The sequence below is a fragment of the Paracoccus laeviglucosivorans genome, from assembly GCF_900182695.1.
GTDB classification, from domain to species: Bacteria; Pseudomonadota; Alphaproteobacteria; order Rhodobacterales; family Rhodobacteraceae; genus Paracoccus; species Paracoccus laeviglucosivorans.
The window spans coordinates 40964-65637 of sequence record NZ_FXTK01000010.1 but is presented as its reverse complement, the minus strand read 5'-3'; the positions used below and the strand labels follow the sequence as shown (position 1 = coordinate 65637).

26 protein-coding genes are annotated in these 24674 nt (G+C 64.0%); 12 read left to right on the top strand and 14 right to left on the bottom strand.

Going from position 1 to position 24674, the window contains the following annotated elements; translation table 11 throughout:
• Positions 1–15: 15 nt before the first annotated feature.
• From pheS to pyk, 8 genes are all read right to left on the bottom strand, one after another.
• A complete protein-coding gene (gene pheS, locus FN835_RS12030; RefSeq protein ID WP_142663471.1) occupies positions 16–1098 on the bottom strand; it encodes a phenylalanine--tRNA ligase subunit alpha in 1083 nt (360 codons plus the stop codon).
• A gap of 57 nt (positions 1099–1155) precedes the next feature.
• Complete coding sequence (locus tag FN835_RS12025) at positions 1156–1494, bottom strand: arsenate reductase family protein (RefSeq protein WP_142663470.1); 339 nt, start codon at positions 1492–1494, stop codon at positions 1156–1158.
• 30 nt (positions 1495–1524) lie between these two features.
• Positions 1525–2886: a cytochrome P450 gene (locus FN835_RS12020; RefSeq protein ID WP_246098719.1), complete on the bottom strand. Its 1362-nt coding sequence runs from the start codon at positions 2884–2886 to the stop codon at positions 1525–1527.
• 134 nt (positions 2887–3020) lie between these two features.
• On the bottom strand, positions 3021–3746 hold the full coding sequence (locus tag FN835_RS12015) for a hypothetical protein (protein WP_142663469.1): 726 nt from the start codon (positions 3744–3746) through the stop codon (positions 3021–3023).
• Between the two features lie 199 nt (positions 3747–3945).
• Positions 3946–4305: a 50S ribosomal protein L20 gene (gene rplT, locus FN835_RS12010; RefSeq protein ID WP_142663468.1), complete on the bottom strand. Its 360-nt coding sequence runs from the start codon at positions 4303–4305 to the stop codon at positions 3946–3948.
• A gap of 12 nt (positions 4306–4317) precedes the next feature.
• Entirely contained in the window at positions 4318–4518 is a 201-nt protein-coding gene (rpmI, locus tag FN835_RS12005) for a 50S ribosomal protein L35 (protein ID WP_114349997.1), read from the bottom strand.
• Positions 4519–4626: 108 nt separating this feature from the next.
• Positions 4627–5010, bottom strand: a complete 384-nt coding sequence (locus FN835_RS21240; protein WP_185958656.1) for a hypothetical protein — start codon at positions 5008–5010, stop codon at positions 4627–4629.
• A 39-nt stretch (positions 5011–5049) separates the two neighbouring features.
• Complete coding sequence (gene pyk / locus FN835_RS11995; RefSeq protein ID WP_142663467.1) at positions 5050–6495, bottom strand: pyruvate kinase; 1446 nt, start codon at positions 6493–6495, stop codon at positions 5050–5052.
• A 121-nt stretch (positions 6496–6616) separates the two neighbouring features.
• Here pyk and FN835_RS11990 point away from each other — a divergent pair, with 121 nt between their 5' ends.
• Entirely contained in the window at positions 6617–7357 is a 741-nt protein-coding gene (locus FN835_RS11990) for an N-formylglutamate amidohydrolase (RefSeq protein ID WP_142663466.1), read from the top strand.
• Positions 7358–7360: 3 nt separating this feature from the next.
• Here FN835_RS11990 and FN835_RS11985 read toward each other — a convergent pair whose 3' ends face one another.
• Both FN835_RS11985 and FN835_RS11980 read right to left on the bottom strand, forming a co-directional pair.
• Positions 7361–7846 (bottom strand): MarR family winged helix-turn-helix transcriptional regulator, encoded by a 486-nt coding sequence (locus tag FN835_RS11985; RefSeq protein WP_142663465.1) that lies wholly within the window; start codon positions 7844–7846, stop codon positions 7361–7363.
• Between the two features lie 308 nt (positions 7847–8154).
• The gene (locus FN835_RS11980; RefSeq protein WP_142663464.1) at positions 8155–10356 is read right to left on the bottom strand and encodes a primosomal protein N'; all 2202 of its coding nucleotides are present in this window, start codon (positions 10354–10356) and stop codon (positions 8155–8157) included.
• Between the two features lie 227 nt (positions 10357–10583).
• Here FN835_RS11980 and fsa point away from each other — a divergent pair, with 227 nt between their 5' ends.
• The 4 genes from fsa to FN835_RS11960 all read left to right on the top strand — a co-directional run bounded on the left by fsa (position 10584) and on the right by FN835_RS11960 (position 13779).
• A complete protein-coding gene (gene fsa / locus FN835_RS11975; protein ID WP_142663463.1) occupies positions 10584–11237 on the top strand; it encodes a fructose-6-phosphate aldolase in 654 nt (217 codons plus the stop codon).
• Positions 11237–11956, top strand: coding sequence for a DUF484 family protein (locus FN835_RS11970; RefSeq protein WP_142663462.1), 720 nt, complete (start codon positions 11237–11239; stop codon positions 11954–11956). Before fsa ends, FN835_RS11970 begins: the two co-directional genes overlap by 1 nt.
• Positions 11953–12891 carry a tyrosine recombinase XerC gene (locus FN835_RS11965; RefSeq protein WP_142663461.1) on the top strand — a complete coding sequence of 313 codons (939 nt, stop codon included), beginning with the start codon at positions 11953–11955 and terminating at the stop codon, positions 12889–12891. Before FN835_RS11970 ends, FN835_RS11965 begins: the two co-directional genes overlap by 4 nt.
• A 129-nt stretch (positions 12892–13020) precedes the next feature.
• The gene (locus FN835_RS11960; protein ID WP_142663460.1) at positions 13021–13779 is read left to right on the top strand and encodes a TSUP family transporter; all 759 of its coding nucleotides are present in this window, start codon (positions 13021–13023) and stop codon (positions 13777–13779) included.
• Between the two features lie 15 nt (positions 13780–13794).
• Here FN835_RS11960 and FN835_RS11955 read toward each other — a convergent pair whose 3' ends face one another.
• Positions 13795–14613 carry a calcium-binding protein gene (locus FN835_RS11955; protein WP_185958655.1) on the bottom strand — a complete coding sequence of 273 codons (819 nt, stop codon included), beginning with the start codon at positions 14611–14613 and terminating at the stop codon, positions 13795–13797.
• Between the two features lie 156 nt (positions 14614–14769).
• On the bottom strand, positions 14770–15756 hold the full coding sequence (locus FN835_RS11950; protein ID WP_142663458.1) for an asparaginase: 987 nt from the start codon (positions 15754–15756) through the stop codon (positions 14770–14772).
• Positions 15757–15907: 151 nt separating this feature from the next.
• On the opposite strand from FN835_RS11950, the gene FN835_RS11945 reads away from it, so the two are divergent.
• Together FN835_RS11945 and rlmN are read left to right on the top strand one after the other, a co-directional pair.
• On the top strand, positions 15908–16435 hold the full coding sequence (locus FN835_RS11945) for an invasion associated locus B family protein (RefSeq protein WP_142663457.1): 528 nt from the start codon (positions 15908–15910) through the stop codon (positions 16433–16435).
• 119 nt (positions 16436–16554) lie between these two features.
• The gene (rlmN, locus tag FN835_RS11940) at positions 16555–17727 is read left to right on the top strand and encodes a dual-specificity RNA methyltransferase RlmN (protein ID WP_142663456.1); all 1173 of its coding nucleotides are present in this window, start codon (positions 16555–16557) and stop codon (positions 17725–17727) included.
• Here the strand turns inward: rlmN and FN835_RS11935 are convergent.
• Positions 17724–18644, bottom strand: coding sequence for a hypothetical protein (locus FN835_RS11935; RefSeq protein ID WP_142663455.1), 921 nt, complete (start codon positions 18642–18644; stop codon positions 17724–17726). The genes rlmN and FN835_RS11935 overlap by 4 nt on opposite strands.
• Positions 18645–18799: 155 nt before the next feature.
• Here FN835_RS11935 and gpmI point away from each other — a divergent pair, with 155 nt between their 5' ends.
• The 5 genes from gpmI to FN835_RS11910 all read left to right on the top strand — a co-directional run bounded on the left by gpmI (position 18800) and on the right by FN835_RS11910 (position 23985).
• On the top strand, positions 18800–20323 hold the full coding sequence (gene gpmI, locus FN835_RS11930; protein WP_142663454.1) for a 2,3-bisphosphoglycerate-independent phosphoglycerate mutase: 1524 nt from the start codon (positions 18800–18802) through the stop codon (positions 20321–20323).
• The gene (locus FN835_RS11925; protein ID WP_142663453.1) at positions 20320–21546 is read left to right on the top strand and encodes a murein hydrolase activator EnvC family protein; all 1227 of its coding nucleotides are present in this window, start codon (positions 20320–20322) and stop codon (positions 21544–21546) included. Before gpmI ends, FN835_RS11925 begins: the two co-directional genes overlap by 4 nt.
• A complete protein-coding gene (locus tag FN835_RS11920; protein ID WP_142663452.1) occupies positions 21543–22964 on the top strand; it encodes a S41 family peptidase in 1422 nt (473 codons plus the stop codon). The genes FN835_RS11925 and FN835_RS11920 overlap by 4 nt, the downstream gene beginning before the upstream one ends.
• Positions 22961–23452, top strand: a complete 492-nt coding sequence (locus tag FN835_RS11915) for an RNA pyrophosphohydrolase (RefSeq protein ID WP_142663451.1) — start codon at positions 22961–22963, stop codon at positions 23450–23452. The genes FN835_RS11920 and FN835_RS11915 overlap by 4 nt, the downstream gene beginning before the upstream one ends.
• Positions 23453–23664: 212 nt before the next feature.
• Complete coding sequence (locus FN835_RS11910; protein WP_142663450.1) at positions 23665–23985, top strand: DMT family transporter; 321 nt, start codon at positions 23665–23667, stop codon at positions 23983–23985.
• 213 nt (positions 23986–24198) lie between these two features.
• On the opposite strand, the gene FN835_RS11905 is transcribed toward FN835_RS11910, so the two are convergent.
• Positions 24199–24666 (bottom strand): SRPBCC family protein, encoded by a 468-nt coding sequence (locus FN835_RS11905; protein WP_142663449.1) that lies wholly within the window; start codon positions 24664–24666, stop codon positions 24199–24201.
• Between the last annotated feature and the right edge of the window lie 8 nt (positions 24667–24674).

Sequence of the window (24674 nt, the reverse complement as noted above, 5' to 3'; positions counted from 1 at the left end):
GTGGGCGCGCGCCATCTACCGCGACAAACCACCCGCCACGCTGGGCACATCCCCCGCTGCAAAGCCGTAATGCCGCAGCCAGCGCAGATCGCTTTCAAAAAACGCGCGCAAATCCGGGATGCCGTATTTCAGCATCGCGATCCGGTCGATCCCCATGCCGAACGCAAAACCTTGCCATTCGTTCGGGTCGATCCCGCCTGCCGCCAGCACCTTGGGATGGACCATGCCCGAGCCAAGGATCTCCAGCCACGAATTGCCCTGCCCGATGGTCAGCTTGCCGCCTTCCCACGAACAACGAATATCGACCTCGGCCGAGGGCTCGGTGAAGGGGAAATGGCTGGCGCGGAAACGCAGCTCAACCTCATCCACCTCGAAGAAGGCGCGGCAGAACTCCTCAAGCGTCCATTTCAGGTTCGCCATGGAAATGTCTTTCCCCAGCGCCAGCCCCTCGACCTGATGGAACATCGGCGCGTGGGTCTGGTCCATGTCCATGCGATAGACGCGGCCCGGCGCGATGACGCGGATCGGCGCGCCCGTCGCCTGCATGGCGCGGATCTGAACCGGAGAGGTGTGGGTGCGCAGCACATGGGGCGGACGCAGATCGCCCTCGGCCCGCGCCATGAAGAAGGTGTCGTGCTCCTGCCGCGCGGGGTGTTCAGGCGGGATGTTCAGCGCGTCGAAATTGAACCAGTCGCTTTCGATCTGCGGCCCTTCGGCCACGCGAAAGCCCATATCGGCAAAGATCGCGGTGACTTCCTCGGTCACCTGGCTGACGGGGTGGATCGTGCCCTGTGGACGCGGACGCCCCGGCAGGGTCACGTCCAGCCATTCTTCCTTGAGCCGCGCGTCCAGCGCCGCGTCTTCCAAGCCCTGCTTGCGGGCGCGCAATGCGGTGTCCACCTCATCGCGAAGGCGGTTCAACTCGGCCCCGCGGGTCTGACGCTCTTCCGGCGTCATGCGGCCCAGTTCCTTCATCATGCCGCTGATTTCGCCCTTCTTGCCAAGAGCTGCCAGCCGCACCTCCTCCAGCGCGTCCCCATCGGCAGCGCCCGAGATGCGGTCAAGATAGGACTGGCGAAGGTTGGTCAGATCGGACATGGGGCTTTCCTTACGGTTCACGCGCGGATTAGCACGCGGGCGGCACGGGGAAAAGCCTCAGCGGTCCAGCGTTTCCATGACCAGATCGACAGGACGGCACAACCGCACCCCGCCGGGACCGCAGACAAAGGGGCGTTCCACCAGCACCGGATCGGCGATCATGGCGGCGATGATCGCCTCATCCCCGGCACCTGACAGCGCCTTGGCCGCCGGTTCCTTGACGCGCAGCGCCTGACGCGGTGTCAGCCCCGCAGCGCTGATCAGCCCCCAAAGCTGCCCGCGCGTCCAGCCATCCTTCAGATATTCGATGACCACCGGATCATGCCCGGCATCGCGGATCATCTTCAGCACGTTGCGAGAGGTCGAGCAGTTCGGCTTGTGATAAATCGTAATCATGGCACGACTTTAGCGCGGCGGGCGGCAGGTTCAAGCGCGGGGTTCGACGCGCAGCCAGACACCGCCATGCGGGCGCAGGGTCAGGATCATGCGCGGTTCGGGGTGGCGGTCGGTCAGTTGGAAACGAAGACGCGCGACCAGCGTGGCAAGGATGATGACCGCCTCTTGCAGCGCGAAACTGGCGCCGATGCAGATGCGCGGCCCGGCGCCAAAGGGCAGGAAGGCAAAGCGGTCCCGCTGCACCCCCGGTGCGAAACGGTCGGGGTCGAAGCTGTCGGGGTCGTCCCACAGCATATGGTGGCGGTGCAGCGCATAGATCGGCAGCACGATGGTATCACCGGGCCACACTTCTCGGCCACCCAGCCGGTCGTGGATCCGAGAGGTCCGCGACAGAAATGCGGCTGGCGGGTAAAGCCGCAACGCCTCGTCGACGATCTGGCGGATATAGGTCAGGCGCGGCACATCCGCAGCGGTGGCGGCGCGTGCGCCCAGCACAGCGCCGGCCTCAGCGGCCGCGCGGTGCTGGACCTCGGGATCGAATGCCAGCAGATAAAGCGCCCATGCCAGCGTCAGCGCGGTCGTTTCATGCCCCGCGACGATGAAGGTCAGCAGGTTGTCACGCAGCTCCGCCCCAGTCATCGACCGATGCGTTTCCGGATCCTCGCCCGCGCGCAGCAGGTCCAGCAGATCGGGCACCCCACGCGGCCCTGACCGCGCCCGCGCGCGGATCGCGTCATCTGCCACCTGCTTCATCCGCCGCAGATCGCCCCCCGAGGCCAGCCGCCCCGGACGCGGAATCCAGCGAGGCAGCCCCATGATGTCCAACACCGAGACCCGCGCCGCCCCTGCGATATAGGCGTCGATCGCGCCATGCACGGCATCGCGGTCGAACCCCTCATCCCCCGAAAACGTCACGTCCGAAATCACGTCGAAGGTCGCGGCCACCGTCTCGGCAAAAACATCGACCACGCCGCCTTGCGCCAGCCTGCGGCTTGACGCCTCGGCTGCGGCGGTCATCACCGGCGCCAGCGCCTCGACATTCCTTTGCGCGAAGGCGGGGGCAGCGGCGCGACGTTGCCAGCGCCAATGCGCACCTTCGGCCACGAACAGCGACTTGCCGATGGCGGGTTCCAGAATAAGCTGCGTGACCAGAGATTTGGGATAATCGTCCACCCGATCCTTCAGCACGATGCGCAGCGCGTCCGGGTCCATGACCATATGCCAACGCGCGCCCGTCCGCCCCGAGACCATCGGCTGGCGCACCGCGATTTCCGGGATCAATTCCAGCACATTGCGCCGCGCCAGCAGCGCCGTGCCGATCACGCCCAGCGGCTTGCGGTTCAAGTTGATGCGGGCGGGGTAAGTGGGCATGTAACGAAAACAACTGGCCATCAACGGCAGTTCCGTGTCGCCAGACACGATTAGAAGTGCTTAACTCATACAATCGGCTCGCAAGCCAATATATGTAATGTTTGTAAGCCCTTGACCTAAAGAGCAGACAGGCAGCGCGAGACGGGCGAAAGCTCTTAGAAATCTGGTTCCAATCCGTGACCGCGCTTTGCCCAGAACTTACACCAGCGACCGCAGCTATCTGCAATATGTATCTGGTATACCCGAGAAAGTGCAACTACGTCGGGCGGCGCGCGCCGATCAATCACATCTGTTGCGCCTTCCTCAACGGCGGCATTGCGAGCGGAATCGCACAAGGATTCACCGTATGCCAGCAGGTCGCGGGAAAGCTTCGGCACCCAAGCGTCACTGATCTGAGCGGCAGTCAGAACATCGACGCAATCGCGTAGGAAATCGCCGCGAAAAGATGTTCGCGGAACACCAGATCCGTGCAAAAATGAGTTAGAATACACCGGGAAGCCGTCGCATTCTGGCAGCAACTCCAGAACGTGAAATCCATCCATCTGCTCAAGCGCAGCCTCACAAGACTGCAGGCCCAGAAATGCGCCGTTCTTGAAACTCTGCTCAATCCACAGATTTGCCGCTGCGTCCACACCCACGACTGGCGCACCCATGTTCTGATCGGCTCCTTCCGAAATGCTCATGATTGCTTTGGTCAGACGCTCCAACTCATTCTTCTTTGATCGGCTGCGACCGAGTAGGCGGCCCAGAAAGCCCTGCCTTGTGGTCGAGACTGGTTCCGTGATCCCATTCACCAAATTCTGATAGGTCAGCCACAAAGACTCGAATTCACTTTCGAGCCCTATATGAGGTCGCGCCAATGGCATCATATCAAGGCCCATACCGATCACCTTTTGTTATACTACAAAATGCTTTTAAACGGCATCGCATCAAATCCCCCATAACGGCGCCGGTTCGATACAAGCAATACTTAACGTCGGGCTTGAGGGATGCAGCTTTTAATTCGGTCATGCAGCGTCAGAACAAAAAAACCCGCGCCATCACAGCGCGGGTTTCATCATTCCAACCTGTCGCCTGAAATCAGGCGGCGGCTTTGGCCTGTGCCACGACGGCAGCGAAAGCTTCCGGCTCGTGAACGGCCAGATCGGCCAGAACCTTGCGGTCCACTTCGATCCCGGCTTTCGCCAAGGCCGCGATGAAGCGCGAATAGGTCATTTCGGCATCAACCGCACGGACAGCCGCGTTGATCCGCTGGATCCACAGCGCGCGGAAGTTGCGCTTGCGGTTCTTGCGGTCGCGGGTCGCGTATTGGTTCGCCTTGTCGACGGCTTGGGTCGCGGTGCGGAAGTTGCGCGAACGGTTGCCGTAATAGCCTTTTGCCGCGTCAAGAACCTTCTTGTGGCGGGCGTGGGTGACTTTACCCGATTTGACTCGTGCCATGTCCGGTTCTCCTTAGCGGTTATAGGGCATGTATTTCTTGACGATTTTCGCGTCCGACTCGGACAGGATCATGGTCCCGGTCACATCGCGGATGAATTTCGTCGAGCGCTTGATCATGCCGTGGCGCTTGCCAGCCGGGCCAGCTTTCACTTTGCCCGAGGCCGTCATCGAGAACCGCTTTTTCGCGGCCGATTTGGTCTTCATCTTCGGCATTTTACTCTCCTTGCGGTCAGAGTGAACGCACGACTCGGCAATGCCATATCGGCCGGCCGCGCGGGTGGAAGCGTGCCCTTTAAGCGGACACGCCACGAAAGGCAAGTGTTATTGCGAGGTCGCGGACGATTCAGCCGGTCCTTCGACACCCGGAGGTGCGGGCTCCCGCTCGCCGTCCTGCATCCCGGCCTGCGGCGCCGGTTCGGAAGCTGCGGGCGCATCGGTCCCCTGCCCCACGACTGCGGGCGGTGCGGTAACGCTGGTGTCCGCGCCGAAGCTTTCGCCGCCGATCAGTCGCTGCCACGACTGGGTGACGCTTTCCAGACCCAGCGGGCGCTGATCCAGCAATGTCGTCGCAAACAGCGCGACGATGCCCAGCACCAGCGCAAGCGCCGCACCCCGCGGCGCTTCGGTCCGGGCCACCGAAACGATGGCCATGATGACCGAGATCGCGCAAAGCGCGATACCGGCCAGCAACAGAAGGTCGATCATCCGAAACCCCTTATTGGCGTATCCTGCTGGTCCAGCGGCTTATTCTGGATCGGTGCGATAGATCAAGCGTTCGTCGCAGGGCGCGATGCGCAGGATGTTGGTCGTGCCGGCTTGATTGAAAGGCACGCCCGCCATGACGACGATCTGGTTCGTCTCATTGGCAAAGCCGAAATCGCGCGCAGCCTTGGCTGCGTTGACCACAGCCTGCTTGAAACGCTCAAGCTCGGGCGTCAGCACGCAATGCGTGCCCCAGGTCAGGCACAACCTGCGCAACGTCTCGGTCTCCGAGGTCAGGGCGATGATCGGCACGCGGGGACGTTCGCGCGCCGTCAGGCTAACCGTGGTGCCTGACGAGGTATAGGCGCAGATCGCGGAAATATCGGTGGTTTCGGCGATTTCGCGGGCGGCTGCGACAATTGCATCGGCCACGGTCTGGCGCTTGGCCACGCGCGAGCTTTCGATGATCTCCAGATAGGTCGGGTCCGATTCGACCGAACGCGCGACGTTATCCATGGTCGAAACCGCCTCGACCGGATAGGCACCGGCGGCGCTTTCGGCCGACAGCATGATCGCGTCCACGCCTTCATAGATGGCGGTGGCCACGTCTGACACCTCGGCGCGGGTCGGCATCGGGCTTTCGATCATCGATTCCAGCATCTGCGTTGCGACGATCACCGGCTTTGCGGCGGCGCGGCAGGCTCGGGTCAGGCGCTTCTGGATCGGCGGCACCGAATGCACCGGCAGTTCGACCCCCAGATCGCCCCGTGCGACCATGATCCCGTCCGAGACCTTGAGGATTTCGCCAAAGGCGCGCACGGCGGCGGGCTTTTCGATCTTGGAAAGAATGGCGGCGCGGCCCTTGGCAAGTTCGCGTGCCTCGATCACGTCCTCGGCCCGCTGGACAAAGGACAGGGCCAGCCAGTCCACGCCCAATTGGCAGGCGAATTCCAGATCGTCGCGGTCCTTATCGGACAGCGCGGCCAGAGGCAGCACCACGTCCGGCACGTTCACGCCCTTGCGGTTCGAGATCGGCCCTCCGGCAGTCACAACGCAATCCGCGAAATCGGCACCGCAGCTTTCGACACGCAGGCGGATCTTGCCGTCGTTGACCAACAATTCGGCGCCCTGCTCAAGCGCCGCGAAAATCTCGGGATGGGGCAGTTGGACGCGGCTTTCGGTGCCCGACGTGTCGTCCAGATCAAAGCGGAATGCCTGACCGATTTGCAGATCATGCGGACCCGCGGCAAAGGCACCGACGCGCAGCTTGGGGCCTTGCAGGTCGGCCAGAACCGCGATCGGGCGACCCGATTCGGCTTCGATGCGGCGGATGATGTCGTAGCGCGCACGTTGTTCGTCATGGGTGCCGTGGCTCATGTTCAGGCGGAACACGTCGGCACCCGCCTCGAACAGCGCGCGGATGGTCGCGAAATCGCTGGATGACGGCCCGAGGGTTGCCACGATCTTGACCTTGCGATGCCGTCTCATCCGAACTCTCCCATAGCTGTTTGCGCTAGCATGCGCTGTATAGACGTTTTGCCAAGCGTGCGGCAACTGGCGTCGCCCCTCGGCCTTGCAGTATTCAATGCCTCATGCAAGGCAAAGAAACATGACGGCATCAGCTTTTACCACAATCGGCCCGGATCGCCCCTCGCGTTGGCTTGTCACCTGCGACCATGCGACGAATCGCGTGCCTGACTGGATCAACGGCGGCGATCTTGGCATCGCCCCCGAGGATATGGCCCGCCACATCGCCTATGACGTGGGGGCGGCGGGACTGACGCGCAAGCTGGCCGAGCGGCTGGACGCCCCCGCAATCCTTTCGGATTTCTCGCGGCTTGTGATCGATCCGAACCGCGGCGAGGATGACCCGACCCTGCTGATGCGCATCTATGACGGCACGGTCATTCCCGCGAACCGCCATGCCGACAGCGCCGAGCGTGAGCGGCGGCTGGACAGGCTTTATCGCCCCTATCACGACGCCTATGACCAGTTGGCCGACGCCCATCCGCGCCGCGCGATCTGCGCCATCCACAGCTTTACCCGCCAGCTTCGCGGCAGGCCGCGCCGCCCGTGGTCGGTCGGCGTGCTGTATTCACATGTTGATGAACGGGTCGGCCCCGCCCTGATCCGCGAGTGCCGCGAGATGGGCTGGATCACCGGCGACAACGAACCTTATTCCGGGCATCTGGAGGGCGATTCCATCGATCGCCATGCCTTGGCGAAAGGCCGCCCCAACGTCCTGATCGAGATTCGCAACGACCTGATCGAGAACGAGGAGGGCCAAGCCCTGTGGGCCGACCGGCTGGCACAGGTGCTGGACGACTTTCTGGAGCGTCACGAGCTTTAGGGTCTAAGGACCACAGGGCGCGTTGCGGTCAGCGTAATCCATCAGGTTCTGCCGCAGCCGCTGCATCTGCGTGGTCAAACGCATCAACTCCTCCATCGGGAAGCCTGCAGCTTCGGCCACGCAGCGCATGATCTCATCAGCTTTGGGCTGCAAGGAACGTCCCGCCTTGGTCAGATAGACCAGCACGCGGCGCTCGTCGGCCGTGTCGCGACGACGTTCCAGCAGGCCCATCGCCTCCATCCGCTTCAGCATCGGCGTCAGCGTATTGGTTTCCAGCGCCACTTCCTCGCCCAAGGTGCCGGTCGTCACCCCGTCCTTGGTCCAAAGCGAGACCATGGTGATATATTGCGGAAAGGTCAGCCCCAGCGGTTCAAGCTGATGACGATAGACCCGGTTGAAAGCCAGCCCCGCGGCATAGGTCGCAAAGCAAAGCTGCGTATCCAGACCGCGCGCGGTATCCGGTTCCGGCTTCGAGATGTCATGTTTCATGACAGCGAAATTACATCGCCCGCGATTAAATCGCAAGCACTACACATCACCGGATATATCGCAATGGCGCTGACCGCCCCTTTATGCCGCACGCGACTATATCGCGCCCGTTGACAGGGCTGGGCGTTCATTTTATATCGTATGCGATCTTGTCGCTTGCGGCTGTTTAGCGTTCTTCGGTCGTTGTCAGCAAGTGTCTGGTTTGTTGTTGTCAGGGGGTTCGGGGTTACCTTTCCCGCAAGCGCCAGGATCGTAAGCACCAGTTCAACCGGCAGATTCCGCAGGTCGGACCTGCAACTGCTCAGCCATCAGAAAAAGCTCTGTGGGTCGATATCGACCGACAAACGCAGATTGGTGGGGGCCTTGGGTGCAATCGCCAGCCAGTCGCGGATCGCCGCCTGCACAGGTGCCTGGCGCGGCGCGCGGATCAGCATCCTGACGCGCGCCCGCCCCCGGATGCGGGCAATCGGTGCGGGCGCAGGCCCCCAAAGCTCGGCCCCGATGGCGCGCAGGGGATCGCTGCGCTGCGCCAGAACGCGGGCGTAATCCTCGACCACGGGCTGATCCGGGTGGGACAGGATGATGCCCGCCAAGCGACCATATGGCGGCATACCGGCGGATTGGCGCGACGCGGCCTCGGCATCCCAGAATTCTTCGTCACGGCCTGACAGGATAGCGCGGATCACCGGATGATCGGGCTGATGCGTCTGCAGCAGCGCGACACCCCGCGCCCCGCCGCCTTCGCGCCCCGCACGGCCCGCGACCTGCCGCATCAGCTGAAAACTGCGTTCCGCCGCGCGCAGGTCCGCGCCTTGCAGGCCAAGATCGGCGTCAATCACCCCCACCAGCGTCAGACGCGGGAAATTGTGCCCCTTGGCCACAAGCTGCGTGCCGATGATGATGTCCGTCTCGCCCGCGCCGATTTCGGCAATCGCTTCCTTCAGCGCACGGGCGCTGCCGAACAGGTCCGAGGAAAGCACGCTGGCCCGCGCATCCGGGAAGCGTTCCGCAACCTCCTCAGCCAGCCGCTCGACCCCCGGACCCACGGCGACCATCTTGCCTTCGACCCCGCAGGCGGGACAGGCGACCGGGATCGGCTTCGTCGCGCCGCATTGGTGGCACACAAGGCGGTTCTGAAAGCGATGTTCCACCATCCGCGCATCGCAATCGTCGCAGCCGACCTGCTGGCCGCAGGCGCGGCAGGCGGTGATGGGTGCATAGCCGCGCCGGTTCAGAAACAGCAGCGACTGTTCACCCTTGGCCTGACGTGCCCGTATCTCGGCGGCAAGGCGCGGGCTGATCCAGCGCCCCTTTTCCATATCGGCCTCGCGCAGATCAATCGTGCCCATCTCGGGCAGTTCCGCCGTGCCATAGCGCGACCGCAGATCGACGCGGGCATATTTCCCCGCCCCCGCATTCACCCAGCTTTCGACCGAGGGCGTGGCCGAGGCCAGCACCACCTGCGCCCCCGCGATGCTGGCCCGCAGCACCGCCATGTCGCGGGCGCTGTAATAGACCACGTCCTCCTGCTTGTAGCTGCCGTCATGTTCCTCATCGACGACGATCAGGCCCAGATCGGCAAAGGGCAGGAACAGTGCAGACCGCGCGCCCACCACCATGCCGACATTATGCGTGGCCGCCATCATCCACAGCCTGCGGCGTTCGCTGCGGGTGATGCCGGAATGCCATTCGCCGGGCTGGGCGCCAAACCGCGCCTCGACCCGGTTCAGGAATTCCGAGGACAGCGCGATTTCCGGCAACAGCACCAGCGCCTGACGGCCTTGGCGCAGGCATTCCGCCACGGCCTCCAGATAGACCTCGGTCTTGCCCGACCCGGTGACGCCCCGCAAAAGCGTGGTGCCGTAACGGCGGCTGCGCAGCGCCGCGCGCAACTGCTCGGCCGCCTCGGACTGGTCGGGGGCAAGGGGCTTTCCGGGCAGATCGGGGTCCAGCTTCGGATAGGGCACATCGCGGGGCGCTAGCACCTCGGCCAATGTGCCCGCCTTGACCAGTCCCTGGACGACGCTGCTGGTGACGCCCGCAAGCTGCGCCAGTTCGCCGGGTGCGAACCCCGCCCCGCCGTGATCGTCGATCACCCGCAGAACGGCGGAGCGGGCATCTGTCATCCGTTCGGGCGGCGGCCCTGCGCGGTGGATGATGCGCCGCGCCGATGGCGGCTGATCCAGATCCGGCGCGCGCGTCGCCATCCGCAGCATCGAGGGCAGCGGCGTCAGCGTATATTCTGCCATCCGCTCAAGAAACTCGATCATTTCGGGCGACAGGGGGGGCGCGTCGATCAGCCGCGCGACGGGGCGCAGCTTGGCCATGTCGAAATCACCCATCCCCTCGCCCCAGACGGCGCCCATGACGCGGCGCGGCCCCAAAGGCACGACCACAAGCTGGCCCAGCCGCACCCCGCCTTCGGGGGCAAGATAGTCAAGGACGCCGACCACTTCCTGCGTCAGCACGGCGATGCGCGCGCCATGGGGAAAGAACAGCACCCGAGACATGGCTAGGCGATCAGGATCAATGCCAGCGGCAGGTTGAACAGCACCACGGGCGCCGCAAGGATCGCGGGCAGCAATTCGATGAAATCCGGTCCGGCCATGACATTTCCTTTTCCGGGGGCGATCCTGCCACGCGGGCGAACCTGCCCGCAACCCACAGCCCCGCCCTTCACGCGCGGGCTGTTATGCGCTAAACCCTCGGGCAAAGCCGCAAGCAAGGGTTCCCCCGCATGAAATTCTTTGTCGATACCGCCGATGTCGCCGCCATCCGCGAGCTGAACGAACTGGGCATGGTGGATGGTGTCACCACCAACCCGTCGCTGATCCTGAAATCGGGCCGCGACATCATCGAAGTCACCAAGGAAATCTGCGACATCGTGTCCGGCCCGGTCAGCGCCGAAGTCGTCGCCGCCAATGCCGACGACATGATCCGCGAAGGCAAGCACCTTGCCAAGATCGCCCCGAATATCACCGTCAAGGTGCCGCTGACCTGGGACGGCCTGAAAGCCTGCAAGGTGCTGTCGGGCGAAGGCCACATGGTCAACGTCACGCTGTGCTTCAGCGCGGCGCAGGCGCTGTTGGCCGCGAAAGCGGGCGCGACCTTCATCAGCCCCTTCATCGGGCGTCTGGACGACATCAACCTGGACGGGATGCAACTGATCGAAGACATCCGCACCATCTATGACAATTACAGCTTCGAGACGGAAATCCTCGCCGCCTCGATCCGTTCGGTGAACCACATCACCGACGCGGCCCGCGTTGGTGCCGATGTCATCACCGCCCCCCCCGCCGTTATCAAGGGCATGGTCAACCACGTCCTGACCGACAAAGGTCTGGCGCAGTTCGACGCCGACTGGGCCAAGACCGGCCAGAAGATCGGCTGATGAGCGGCGACACGGCCCCCGAACAGCCCCAGGATCTGACCGAGGAAATGCGCGCGCGCCTGCTCGCGCGGCCCGAACTGATCCTGGGCGACCGGGACCTGATGCGCGCGCTGATCGGCGCGCGCGACGCCGATCTGGGCGCGAACGTCATCGATATTCGCGGCCGGGCCATGCAGGCTTTGGAAACGCGGCTGGACCGTCTGGAATCGGCGCATGAATCGGTAATCTCGGCGGCCTATGACAACCAGTCGGGGATGCACACCATCCACCGTGCGGTGCTGTCCCTGCTGGAGCCGATGGATTTCGAGGGATTTCTTGAAAACCTCGAAATCAACGTGGCCCCGATCCTCAAGGTCGAAACGCTGCGGCTGATCATGGAATCCGGCGCCGAACAAAAGGCCGAGATGTCCGGCTCGCTCAGCATCGTGGGCACCGGAACCGTGGCCGAACTGATCCTTGGCGGACGGCGCACGCCCCGCGGCGATGACATCATTCTGCGCCCCGCTGCCCGCGAAACCCTGCCCCTGCACGGCGATGCCCGCGCGCCCATCAAGTCCGAGGCGCTTTTGCCCATCGACCTTGGCCCCGGTCGGTTCCCGGCGCTGCTGCTGATGGGGTCGGGCGATACCGGGCGCTTTTCGCCCGCGCATGGCACCGATCTGCTGCGTTTCTTTGGTCAGGCGTTTCGGCTTGCGCTGATCTCGTGGCTCAGGGAATGACGCAAAGGCCGGCTCCGCTTGCCCTTGCCCCGGCCATGGCCGACCAGCTTGCACGCTTTCTGGACAGCGAACGCGCAACACGCGACCGCTCGGACAACACGATCCGGGCCTATCAGGCGGATCTGCTGTCCTTTCTGGCCTTTCTCGGCGGCTACCACGGCACGCCCGCCCTGCCCGGCACGCTGGGCACGCTCACGCAATCGGACATGCGCGCCTTTGCGGCGGCCGAACGAGGGCGCGGCTTTTCGGCCCGCTCGTTGGCGCGGCGCATGTCGGCGGTGCGCAGCTTCATCCGCTGGATGTCGGACCATCACGGCTTCGACGCCTCCAAGGCGCTGGCCGCGCGCAGCCCCCGCTTCACCCGCTCGCTGCCCCGCCCGCTGGCCGTGGATCAGGCACAGAACCTGCTGGACCTTGCCGCCGAATCGCATCCCGAGGCATGGATCGCCGCCCGCGACACCGCCGTGCTGACCCTGCTTTACGGCTGCGGCCTGCGCATATCCGAGGCGCTGCAGCTGAACGGCACCGACTGGCCGTTCCGCGACGCACTGATTATCCGCGGCAAGGGGGCCAAGGAACGACAGGTTCCGGTGCTGCCCGTCGCCCGCGATGCCATCGCCGAATATCTGCGCCTCTCACCCTATCCGCTGGAAAAGGACGCGCCGCTGTTTCGCGGCGCGCGCGGCCAACGGCTGAACGCCTCGGTCCTTGCCGGTGCAATGCGCCGAATCCGCCAGTCGCTGGGGCTTCCGCCCACGGCCACCCCACATGCGTTGCGCCACTCCTTCGCGACCCACCTGCTGGCGGCGGGCGGCGATCTGCGCACCATTCAGGAATTGCTGGGCCATTCCAGCCTTTCGACCACCCAGGTCTATACCGGCGTCGATGATGCGCACCTGCTGGCCGTCTATCGCGCCGCCCACCCACGCGGCTGATCTCCTCCCGCCCAAGGCCCGCCGACCGCGCGCCTCGCCTGTGACTTCTTAGTTCCACAAATACCCATGCGGCAGACGCAACCCGGCGCTGCCTTTACAATCCGGCCCAGCGGGACCAATAGGCCGCCCATGCTGGACCTATCGCTTGACATCATCCTGATGCTGATTGCCGCTGCCTTTGCGGCGGGCTTTGTCGACGCCATCGCGGGCGGAGGCGGGCTGATCACAGTCCCCGCCCTGATGCTGGCGGGTCTGCCCCCGGCGCAGGCTCTGGCCACCAACAAGGTGCAGGGCGTCTTCGGCGCAGGCACCGCCGCGATTTCCTATGCGCGCAGCGGGCTGGTCGATCTGCGCCAGCAAAAGGGTGCGGCGGCAGTCGCATTCGCGGGCGGACTGCTGGGCGCGATGTGCGTCGCGGCCTTGCCGACGGACCTGCTGCGCTATGTCCTGCCGGTCGTCCTGATCGGGATAGCAGTATTCTTCGCGCTGAAACCGGGGCTGAACGACATGGACCGGACGCGGCGCATCTCTCCGGTCGTGTTCACCGCGACATTCGTGCCCGCCATCGCCTTCTATGACGGGCTGCTTGGGCCGGGCACGGGGGCGTTCCTGATGCTGGGCTGGGTCATGCTGGCGGGCTATGGCATCCTGAAAGCCACCGCGCATACCAAGCTGTTGAACTTCGCGTCCAATCTGGGCGGGCTGGTCGCATTCGCCTTTGTGGGCAAGCCGCTTTGGCTGCTGGGCCTTGCCATGGCCGCGGCGCAGATCGCGGGGGCCACATTGGGCGCGCGCCTTGCCATGCGGATCGGCGCGCGGGTCATCAAGCCGCTTCTGGTCATCACCTCGACGGCGCTGGCGTTGCGGCTGATCTGGCAGATGCTGTGACCAGCCGCGCAAGCGTCAGAAGAATTCGAACATCGAACTGCCAAGCTGCGACATCTGCACATCTTCCAGCAGGATCGAGTTGCCGCCGCCAAAGCTGATCCGCGTGTCGTCACCGACCTGACGGGCGTGGGACATCACGTCCTCGAAGCTGTCGATGCCGTCGATGGCGATGCGGATCACCTCGGCCGCGAAGCCCGAGGGGCGGCCGTTCGCGCCGATCCCCGTCTCGAAATCATCGATCACATCCGCGCCGCCGTTGAAGATGAAGGTGTCTTTGCCCCAGCCGCCGGACATACTGTCATTGCCCAGGCCACCATCCAGCAGATCGTCGCCGAAACTGCCCTGCAGGGTATCGCGCCCGTCGCTGCCGCGCAGGATGTCGTTGCCATAGCCGCCATACAGAAAATCCTGCCCGCCTTCGCCGACAAGGCTGTCATTGCCACCGAACCCGTAAAGGCTGTCATCGCCCAACCCGCCAAAGGCCGTGTCATTGCCAAAGCCGCCATCGATGAAGTCATGGCCGGCCTGACCCCAAAGCTTGTCGTCGTCGAAATCGCCTGCCAGATAATCGGCACCGCCGCCACCCCACAGGCTGTCATTGCCCGACCCGCCGACCAGCAGGTCCAGCGCCGATCCGCCGCGCAACTGGTCATCGCCGCCAAGCCCGAAGATGCCATCGGGACGGCCCTTGGCGGTCAGCACATCGTTGTCCATCGTGCCGTAAAGGCGGTTCAGGCTGGACACACGATCAATTTGTGCAGCCAGCACGTCAGCCGCTTCGCGCAATGTCGCGGCTTCAAGGTCAAGATATTCCTGAAAAGGTAGCGTCGGCATGAAAGCTCTCCTGAAAATGGATAAACGCATTTAGTGCGTTTCAACTATGCCAGATTCGCAACTACAGGACGACGAAACCTCGTTTAGCGGCAATCTTTGGTTGCCGGAATTCACGCGGTGGCGGAAATCCGCCCAGTAATGCACGCAATGCGTGCATCAGGTCGGAAAGCCCGGTGCGCGGCGCAATTCGCCCGTGACCCGTCCCCGCCAGTTGGTCTGTTGGCCGGTCAGCAGACGACGCACGATCGGCGCATCGGGCGACAGCAGCCCCAGATGCAGCAACAAAGCCGTGACCGCCGCTTCCGAGCCTCGCGTGCCGCCATCTACGATCTTCAGTGCAAAACCAAGGCCCTGCTCGGGCGCGATGCCCACGAACACCGCTTCGGCCCCGGTCTTGACCGCGACCTTGCCACCCATGGCGCGCATCAGTCCAGTGCAGGCACGCCCCTCGCCTGCGACCAGTTCGGGATGCGCGGTCATCGCGCCGACCAGACGGCGCTGCGCATCGCCACGCGCGCCTGCGCCGGGATTGGCGAAACCGGCCATGGCGCGTGCCAGCCCTGCAACGGAACAGGCGAAATTCGGGGCAGAACAGCCATCGACGCCCCAGCCCGCCGATACTTCGTCCGTCACCTCCTCGAACGCATCGCGGACGGCACGCTGCACGGGGTGGTCGATCTCGACATATTCGGGACCGCCGCGCAGGTGACGGTTCAGGGTCAGAAAGCCCGCATGTTTTCCCGAGCAGTTGTTGTGAATCTGACACGGTGCGGTATCGGAGCAGCACAGGTGTTTCTTGGCATCGTGATCCCTTGGCATATGGCTGCCGCAGCGCAGATCGCTTTCCGACATGCCCATATCCGACAGCCAGGCCCCAACGCGAGACGTGTGGATCTGCGCCCCACTATGGCTTGCGCAGGCCAGTGCCAATTGCTCGGTTCCCAGCCCTGCGGCATCTGCCGCGCCGCTTTCGACCAGCGGCAGCGCCTGAACCATCTTGCAGGACGAACGCGGAAAGATCACCACGCCGGGATTGCCCCAAGCCTCGACGATACCGTTCGCATCGGCAACGACCGCATGCCCCAGATGTTCGCTTTCCAGCAGGTCGCCGCGCCACAATTCGATCAGTCTAGCCGCTGTCATGGGTGATTTTCCTCTGACAATCGCGCGATTTTCCAACAACGGGGGTTTTTCACGCCTTGGTTTTCGAATTATCCTGATGACAGATGGTTGAAAATACCACCGTCATCGGCAACAAGCCCGGATAAACCGGACCATGGCAGGAGGCCAGAGCATGTTGAAATCCACGCCGCGCGTGGCGGCGGCAGCCACCGCAATCGCAGTTGCTTTTTCTGCGCCCGCCTTTGCGCAGGATTCGACCAACGTCATCGGATCCGAGGGCGACTGGACCGCGTTCTCGGCGACAAGCCCGAAAGAATGCTGGGCCGTTTCCGCGCCGAAATCCACCCAGAACACCGACAGCAGCGGAAACCCGCGCGAGGTGGCGCGTGGCGACATCCGCCTTTACGTCGCCTATCGCTCGGGCGGCTCGGGCGAAGTGTCGTTCTCGGGCGGCTATCCGTTTGCACCCGACTCGGCGGTTGACGTCAATGTCGGCGGCCAGATGTTCAAGCTGTTCACCGACGGCGAAAGCGCATGGACCGGATCGCCTTCGGAAGATGGCAAACTGGTCTCGGCGCTGCGCGCGGGTTCTTCGGTCGTGATCACCGGGCGTTCGGCCCGTGGCACCGTGACCAAGGACACGTTCAGCCTGTCGGGCATCACCGCCATGACCAATCAGGCGCAGGCCGCCTGCAAATAAGACCCAAAAAGGGTCACATTCGCGGAAAACACAGGGACAGGGGCTTGCGCCCCTGTTTTCTTTTTCGCCCGTTTGCCCTATATAGTCGGCTTCCCCCTCCGCCCGGACCCCGCCCAGCCATGAACGCCCCGATCACGCAAGACGTATTGACCATTCCGCGCAAGCTGCCCGATGGGGCGCTGAAAAACATCGTGGGCCTGACCCGCGATCAGCTTCGCGATGCCCTGATCACGGCGGGAACGCCCGAAAAGCAGGCCAAGATGCGCGTGGGCCAGATCTGGCAATGGGTCTATCACTGGGGCGTGCGCGACTTTGCGCAGATGACCAATCTGGCCAAGGATTACCGCGCCTTTCTGGCCCAGCATTTCGAAATCTCGCTGCCCGAGATCGTGACCCGTCAGGTCAGCGAGGACGGCACCCGCAAATATCTGCTGCGCATCGCGGGCGGGCATGAGGTCGAAACCGTCTACATCCCCGAGGAAAATCGCGGCACGCTGTGCATTTCCAGCCAGGTGGGCTGCACGCTGACCTGTTCGTTCTGCCACACTGGCACGCAGAAGCTGGTCCGCAACCTGACCCCCGGCGAGATCGTCGGTCAGGTCATGGTGGCCCGCGACGATCTGGGCGAATGGCCCGTCCAGGGCGCGCCCAAGGATGAAACCCGGCTGGTCAGCAATATCGTGCTGATGGGCATGGGCGAGCCGCTGTATAATTTCGAAAACGTGCGCGACGCCATGAAGGTCGTCATGGACAACGAAGGCCTTAGCCTGTCGCGTCGCCGCATCACGCTGTCCACCAGCGGCGTCGTGCCCGAAATCGCCCGCACCGCGCAGGAAATCGGCTGCCTGCTGGCCGTCAGCTTCCACGCGACCACCGACGAGGTGCGCAACCAGTTGGTGCCGATCAACAAGCGCTGGAACATCGAAACGCTGCTGGCCGCGCTGCGCGACTATCCCCGCCTGACCAACAGCGAACGCATCACCTTCGAATATGTCATGCTGGCAGGCGTCAATGACAGCGACGAAGACGCGCATCGCCTGGTCGAGCTGATCCGCGGCATCCCCGCCAAGATCAACCTGATTCCCTTCAACGAATGGCCGGGCGTTGCCTATAAACGCTCCAGCAACAACCGCATCCACGCCTTCGCCGACATCGTTCACAAGGCAGGCTACGCCTCGCCCATCCGCACCCCGCGCGGCGAAGACATCATGGCCGCCTGTGGCCAGCTGAAATCCGCGACCGAGCGTGGCCGCAAATCCCGCGCGGAAATCGCGGCAGAGGCCGGGGCTTAAGCCCGCGCCAATGCGGCCTGGCGCATGTCCTGCGCCAATGCCGCATCTGCGGGTTCGGTGAACGTGATCCCGTCCAGCACGACAAGCAGCATGTCCAAGGCCGCCCTGCGCTGATCCTCGGGGCAGGTCTGAAACCGGCGCGCGACATTCGACAGGACCACGTTATTCGTCGGATGCGCCGCGACGAACAGCCCAAAGAAAGCCATCCGCACCAAGGGCACGTCCGGCGCGGCTTCGGCCACACGCAGATAGACGTCGATGAAACTGTCGGGCAGCGCCTCATTCGCGCGGGGCAGGTCCTGCGTCTCGGCCTCGGGGGGCAGGCGCAGCACGGCGCGGAAATCGTCAAGCATCGTGGGCAACCGGGAAAATACCGTGCGCCCCGCCCCGGTTTCCTGCTGCATCACCGTTGCCAGACGCGGCAGGTCCAGCATCGCCTGCACCCCCGCCAGACGCGCAAAAGCCTGCGGCGTCATGACCTTCAACCGCTCACCCGGACGGATCGGGTTGATGATGCGCTGTTTCCACAACGAGGCCAGCCAGCTTTCGGGGTCGCGACCGACCATGAACAGCGTGCTGTCGATGCCTTCCATGATCTGGCGAAACGCCTGCCAATGCGCGGCGGGCACGGTCGCGCGGTGCACCATGACGCCTTCGCAAGACAGTATCAGCGTATGGGCCGGGCTATCGTGAAAGGCCGCGATCTCGGCCTGAAGGCGCGCAAAATCGCCCTGACGCAGCGCGCGCATCACCCATTGGTGCTTGGGATCATGCGGAGTGTCCACCGTGCCGTAATGCAGGCCGTGACGCGCCAGCACGCAGCGATTGACATGACACCACGCCTGCAGCGCCGAGGTCGCCGTCTTGGGCGGGCCGAAATGCAGGACGGCGCGCGGCTTTGGCGTCTGGGTGGTCATCATGCAGCCCCCGGTTGCAGTGCAAAAAGGCATAGGGCCGCCACAAGCCCCGGTCAACGCGAAAGCCCGCTTCACAAGCCCGGCACCGCTTCGGCCGAACTTGCCCCTTGCGCCTTGGGGTCGTAGAAGCATCCCGACCCGGCAATGAGGCGCAAATGACCCATCCGAAACCCGTCGTCCTGTGCATCCTTGATGGCTGGGGCATTTCGACCCGTCCTGAACAAAGCGCACCGGATCAGGCGCAGACCCCGAATTTCGACCGCCTGATGTCAACCTGCCCGCATGGCACGCTGATCACCTTCGGTCCCGATGTGGGCCTGCCCAAGGGCCAGATGGGCAATTCCGAGGTGGGCCATACCAATATCGGCGCAGGCCGCGTGGTCGCGATGGATCTGGGCCAGATCGATCTGGCGATCGAGGATGGCAGTTTCTACGAAAATACCGGGCTTGGCGAATTCGTCCGCAAGCTGCAGGCCAGCAAGGGCACGGCGCATCTGATGGGCGTGGTGTCGGATGGCGGGGTGCACGGCCATATCCAGCACGTCATCGCAGCCGCCCGCGCAGTGGCCGACAAAGGCGTGCCGGTGGTGATCCACGCGATCACCGATGGCCGCGACGTGCCGCCGAAATCGGCGCAGGGCTTCATGACCGAACTGCAAGGCAATCTGCCCGCAGGCGCGACCATCGGCACGGTGATCGGGCGTTATTACGCGATGGACCGCGACAACCGCTGGGAACGTGTCAGCCGCGCCTTTGCCGCGATGACCCGTGCCGAGGGGCTGACCTGCCCCGCCGCCGATCAGGCCGTGGTCGATGCCTATGCGCGCGAGGAAACCGACGAATTCATCCAGCCCACGGTGATCGGCGACTATGCGGGGGCGCGTAATGGCGACGGCTTTTTCTGCCTGAACTTCCGCGCCGACCGCGCGCGCGAGATTCTGGCGGCACTGGGGCAGCCGGGCTTTGACGCCTTTGACGCGGGCAAGCGGCCCGAATGGGCGGCGCTGCTGGGCATGGTCGATTACTCGGCCAGCCACGACGAATACATGACCGCCGCCTACCCCAAGCGTCAGGTGGAAAACACGCTGGGCGCATGGGTCGCCGCCAAGGGCCTGCGCCAGTTCCGTCTGGCCGAGACCGAGAAATATCCCCATGTCACCTTCTTCCTGAACGGCGGCAAGGAAACGCCCGAACCGGGCGAAGACCGCTTCATGCCGCAAAGCCCCAAGGTCGCGACCTATGACCTTGCGCCCGAAATGGCCGCCGCCGAAGTCAGCGCCAAGCTGGTCGAGGCGATTGGCGCAGGCTACGACCTGATCGTCGTGAACTATGCCAATCCCGACATGGTGGGCCATACCGGCAGCCTGTCTGCGGCGGCGCGCGCCTGCGAGGCGGTGGATCGGGGGCTGGGCCTGATGCTGGATGCGCTGGACGCGGCAGGCGGCGCGGCGGTCATCATCGCCGATCACGGCAATTGCGAAACCATGATCGACCCCGAAAGCGGCGGTCCGCACACCGCCCATACGGTGAACCCGGTTCCGGTCATCATCTATGGCGGGCCTGCGGGCGGGCGCGTCGAAAGCGGGCGTCTGGCCGATGTCGCGCCGACCGTTCTGGACCTGATGGGGCTGGAACTGCCGCCCGAAATGACCGGCCATTCCCTGATCGCCCGCGCATGAAATCCCGCCTGCTCCTGCCAGCCCTGTTGGCCAGCCTTGCGTTGGCCGCGCCCGCCACCTCGGCGCAGCAAGCCGACACGCCCGAACCGCTGAGCCAGGCCGCGCAAGAGGCCGCCGAGGCTGCCGAACAATTGCGCATGGCGACCGGCCAGCTTGACGACGCGCTGACCAAGGACGATCAGGTCCGCTCGCTGACCGAAATGATCCGCGCCTATGAACAGGGTCTGTCGGCCCTGCGCGACGGTCTGCGCCGCGCGGGCATCCGCGAACAAGAGATCCGAGCCGATTTCGACGCCCGCCGCGACAAGCTGGGCCGGGTGCTGGGCGTGATGACCTCGATGCAGCGTTCGCCGGAAACGATGCTGCTGCTGCATCCCTCGGGGCCGGAAGCCTCGGCGCGTGCGGGCATGGTCCTTTCTTCGGTCGCGCCGGGCCTGCAGGCCGAAGCGGTCGAGATGCAGAAAAGCCTTGAGGAGATCCGCACGGTCCGCACCATCCAGCTGAATGCCGCGAACACGCTGGCGCAGGGTCTGGGACAGGTGCAAGAGGCGCGGCGGCTGCTGGCATCGGCGGTCACCGACCGGTCGAACCTGCCCACCCGCTTTGGCGAAGACCCCGAGGAATTGCGCCAATTGGTCCAATCCGCCGATACGCTGGACAGCTTTGCATCGGGTATTTCCAGCATGGAAACCGATGTCGGCGCGCCGATGGCCGATTTCGAAGGCGCGCAGGGATCACTGCCGCTGCCCGCACTTGGCACGGTGCTGCGCCGCTATGGCGAACCCGATGCGGCGGGCGTGTCGCGTCCGGGCTGGGTCATCGCGACCGGCCCCGCCGCGCTGGTCACGACGCCCTGGCCCGCCACGATCCGCTATCGCGGCCCGCTGCTGGATTACGGCAATGTGATGATCATCGAACCGGCCCGCGGCTATCTGATGATCTTTGCCGGTCTTTCGCAGGTCTTCGGAGAGACGGGCGACGTGCTGGCCGCAGGCGAACCCCTTGGCCTCATGGGCGGAACCGAAGCGCCTGCACAGGAATTCGGTGCAGAATTCGTGGCGGACGCCGCTGCGGGTGTCAGTGCTGGACAGACGGAAACACTGTATGTTGAACTCCGAAAAGGCAAGGAAACACTGGACCCGGCCGAGTGGTTCGTGATGAATCCCATCATGGGCGATGACAGCCAAGGCCAAAACGCAACCGGGCAGGACGGAACCGAATGAAACATTACCTTCTGGCCGGCGCGATCGGCACTCTGGCGGGCGCCGTCGTCGCCACGCAATTCGCAGGTCCGCTGGTCGCACAGGAAACCGGCAAGAACGCTTCGGTCTATGAACAGCTGGATTTGTTCGGCAACGTGTTCGAACGTGTTCGTTCGGATTATGTCGAACAAGTCGATGACAAGAAGCTGATCGAGGCCGCGATCAACGGGATGCTGACCTCGCTTGATCCGCACAGCTCGTTCCTGTCGGCGCGCGATTACGAAGACATGCAGACCCAGACCCGCGGCAGCTTTGGCGGCCTGGGGATCGAGGTCGGGCAGGAAGACGGGCTGGTCAAGGTCATCTCGCCCATCGACGACACGCCTGCCGCCGAAGCGGGCGTCAAGCCGGGTGACTTCATCACGCATGTGAACGGCGAATCGTTGATGGGGCTGAACCTTGACGAAGCCGTCGAAAAGATGCGCGGGCCGGTCGGTTCGGAAATCAAGATCACCATCCTGCGCGAAGGCGAACAGGAACCGTTCGATCTGACGATCACCCGCGACACGATCAAGCTGACCGTCGTCAAGACCCGGATCGAAGGCCATGCCGTCGTGCTGCGCGTTTCGACGTTTAACGACGAAACCATGTCCACGCTGCAATCCGAGCTGGAAAAGGGCGTCAAGGATGCGGGCGGCATCGACAAGGTGAACGGCTTTGTGCTGGACCTGCGCAACAACCCCGGCGGCCTGCTGAACCAGGCCATCGAGGTGTCGGACGCCTTCCTTGAGAAAGGCGAGATCGTTTCGACACGTGGCCGCAAGCCCGAGGAATCCGAGCGTTGGAACGCCAAGCTGGGCGATCTGGCACAAGGCAAGCCCATGGTCGTGCTGATCAACGGCGGTTCGGCCAGCGCGTCCGAGATCGTGACCGGCGCGCTGCAGGATCATCGCCGCGCCATCGTCGTGGGCACCAAGTCGTTCGGCAAAGGCTCGGTCCAGACGGTCATGCCCGTCACCTCGGACAGCGCCATCCGTCTGACGACGGCGCGTTACTACACGCCCTCGGGGCGCTCGATCCAGTCGCTGGGCATCCAGCCCGACATCATCGTGGAACAGCCCGCCGCCAAGCCGACCGACGAGGACGCCGACAAACCGCGCACGGATTCCAAGTTCCTGAACTCGGAAGCCGATCTGCGGGGCGCCTTGAACAACGATTCGATCAGCGATGATGAACGCAAGCAGATCGAGGACGAGGCCAAGCAGGTCGAAGCCACCGCCAAGCTGCGCGACGAAGATTATCAGCTGGCCTATGCGGTCGATATTCTGAAAGGTCTGTCGGCGGTGAACTTCCAGGCCGATGCCGTTCCCGACAGCGCCAAGCCCGCCGTCACCGGCGAGGATGCGGCAACGCAGGGTCAGGGCGCCGAACAGCAATGACCGAGCAGTTGCTTGGCCCCTCGGGGCTGCCCTATCGCCCCTGCGCGGGTGTGGTGCTGATCAATGGCGACGGGCTGGTCTTTGCGGGCCAGCGCATCGACAATCCCGGCCACGCCTGGCAAATGCCCCAAGGCGGCATCGATTCGGGTGAGACGCCCCGTGAAGCCGCCCTGCGCGAGCTGGTCGAGGAAACCGGCGTCACGCCCGATCTGGTCGAAATCATCGGCGAATCGCCTGATTGGGTGACCTATGACCTGCCGCCCGAACTTTTGGGCAAGGTCTGGAAGGGGCGCTTTGGCGGGCAGCAGCAGAAATGGCTGGCCCTGCGCTTTCTTGGCGCGGATGGCGATGTGAAGATCGAAACCGAGCACCCGGAATTCGACCGCTGGCAATGGATGCGTGCAAGCGATCTGGTCGCGGGCATCGTGCCCTTCAAGCGTGCGGTCTATGAACAGGTGTTCCGCGATTTCGGGGATCTGGTGGCCTAAGGCCACCGCTCCCGTCCCTGCAAGCCCCGGCCAATCGGTCCGGGGCTTTTTCATGCGGCCCCGATGGTTGCCCCAGCGCAACCATTCACGACGCATCCGTGCCCCGTGCCCTTGCCACCACCCCGCGCCCGGCCCATATCAGCACCCGAGGACGACCTCACCATCATGGTAATCACGCGGGACGGCCCGATCTTTTCTTGAAAGGTCAGGCTATGGCTTGGGTCTATCTTCTTATCGCCGGATTGCTGGAAATCGTCTGGGCGTTCTTCATGAAGAAATCGGCGGGCTTCACACTGCTTGCCCCCTCGGTCATCACCATCGTCGCGATGATCGCCAGTTTTGCGCTGCTTTCCGTCGCCATGAAGACGCTGCCGCTGGGCACCGCCTATACCATCTGGACCGGCATCGGCGCGGTCGGCGCCTTTGTCATCGGCATCGCATTTCTGGGCGAGGCGGTGACGCCCATGCGTATCATCGCGGCGTTGCTGATCGTGTCGGGGATCATCACGATGAAACTGTCGGGCGGGCACTGAACGCCCGTCGGCTGATGGTCGTGGCCCCCCTTTGGCGTTACCGCGCAGAACCATCCGAAACGCTTGACCATGCGCATCCAGCGCCAAGCTGTAAGGCCGGTCGGATTGCGTTGATCGCAAGCTGATCAGCTATGGCGAACAGGCCGGAAACGTCAGGATCGGCTGCCGTTCATGTCCCGCGCGGTTCCGGCGCGGGACATTTCCGTTTGGCGGTCACAAGGTCTTTGCCAGCGCCTCAAGCTGGTCCGCCGCAGCACCCCAGCCCTGGTGGAAGCCCATCGCCTCATGCTCGGCCTTGGTTTCGGCGTTCCAGTGCATCGCCCGCGCCACATAGTCGGTGCGCCCGTCATCCGTATCCGACAGGATCACGCTGGCCGCCATGAAGGGCTTGCCGTTGGGCCGCCAACCCGGCACGAACGCATCGGTGAAGACCAGCTTTTCACCCGGCACGATGTCCAGAAATACGCCGATATTCTCGAACCGCTCACCGCCGGGGCCGTTCATCACGGTGAAGAATTCGCCACCCGGTCGCAGGTCGATCCGCGCATCCGACACGGACCAGGGCTTGGGGCAGAACCACTGTTCCAGCAGCGCGGGTTCGGTCCAGCAGCGCCAGATGGCGGCGCGCGGCGCATTCAGCACCCGTTCCAGAACCAGATCATTGGGCGTTTCGTCGGTCATGTCGAATC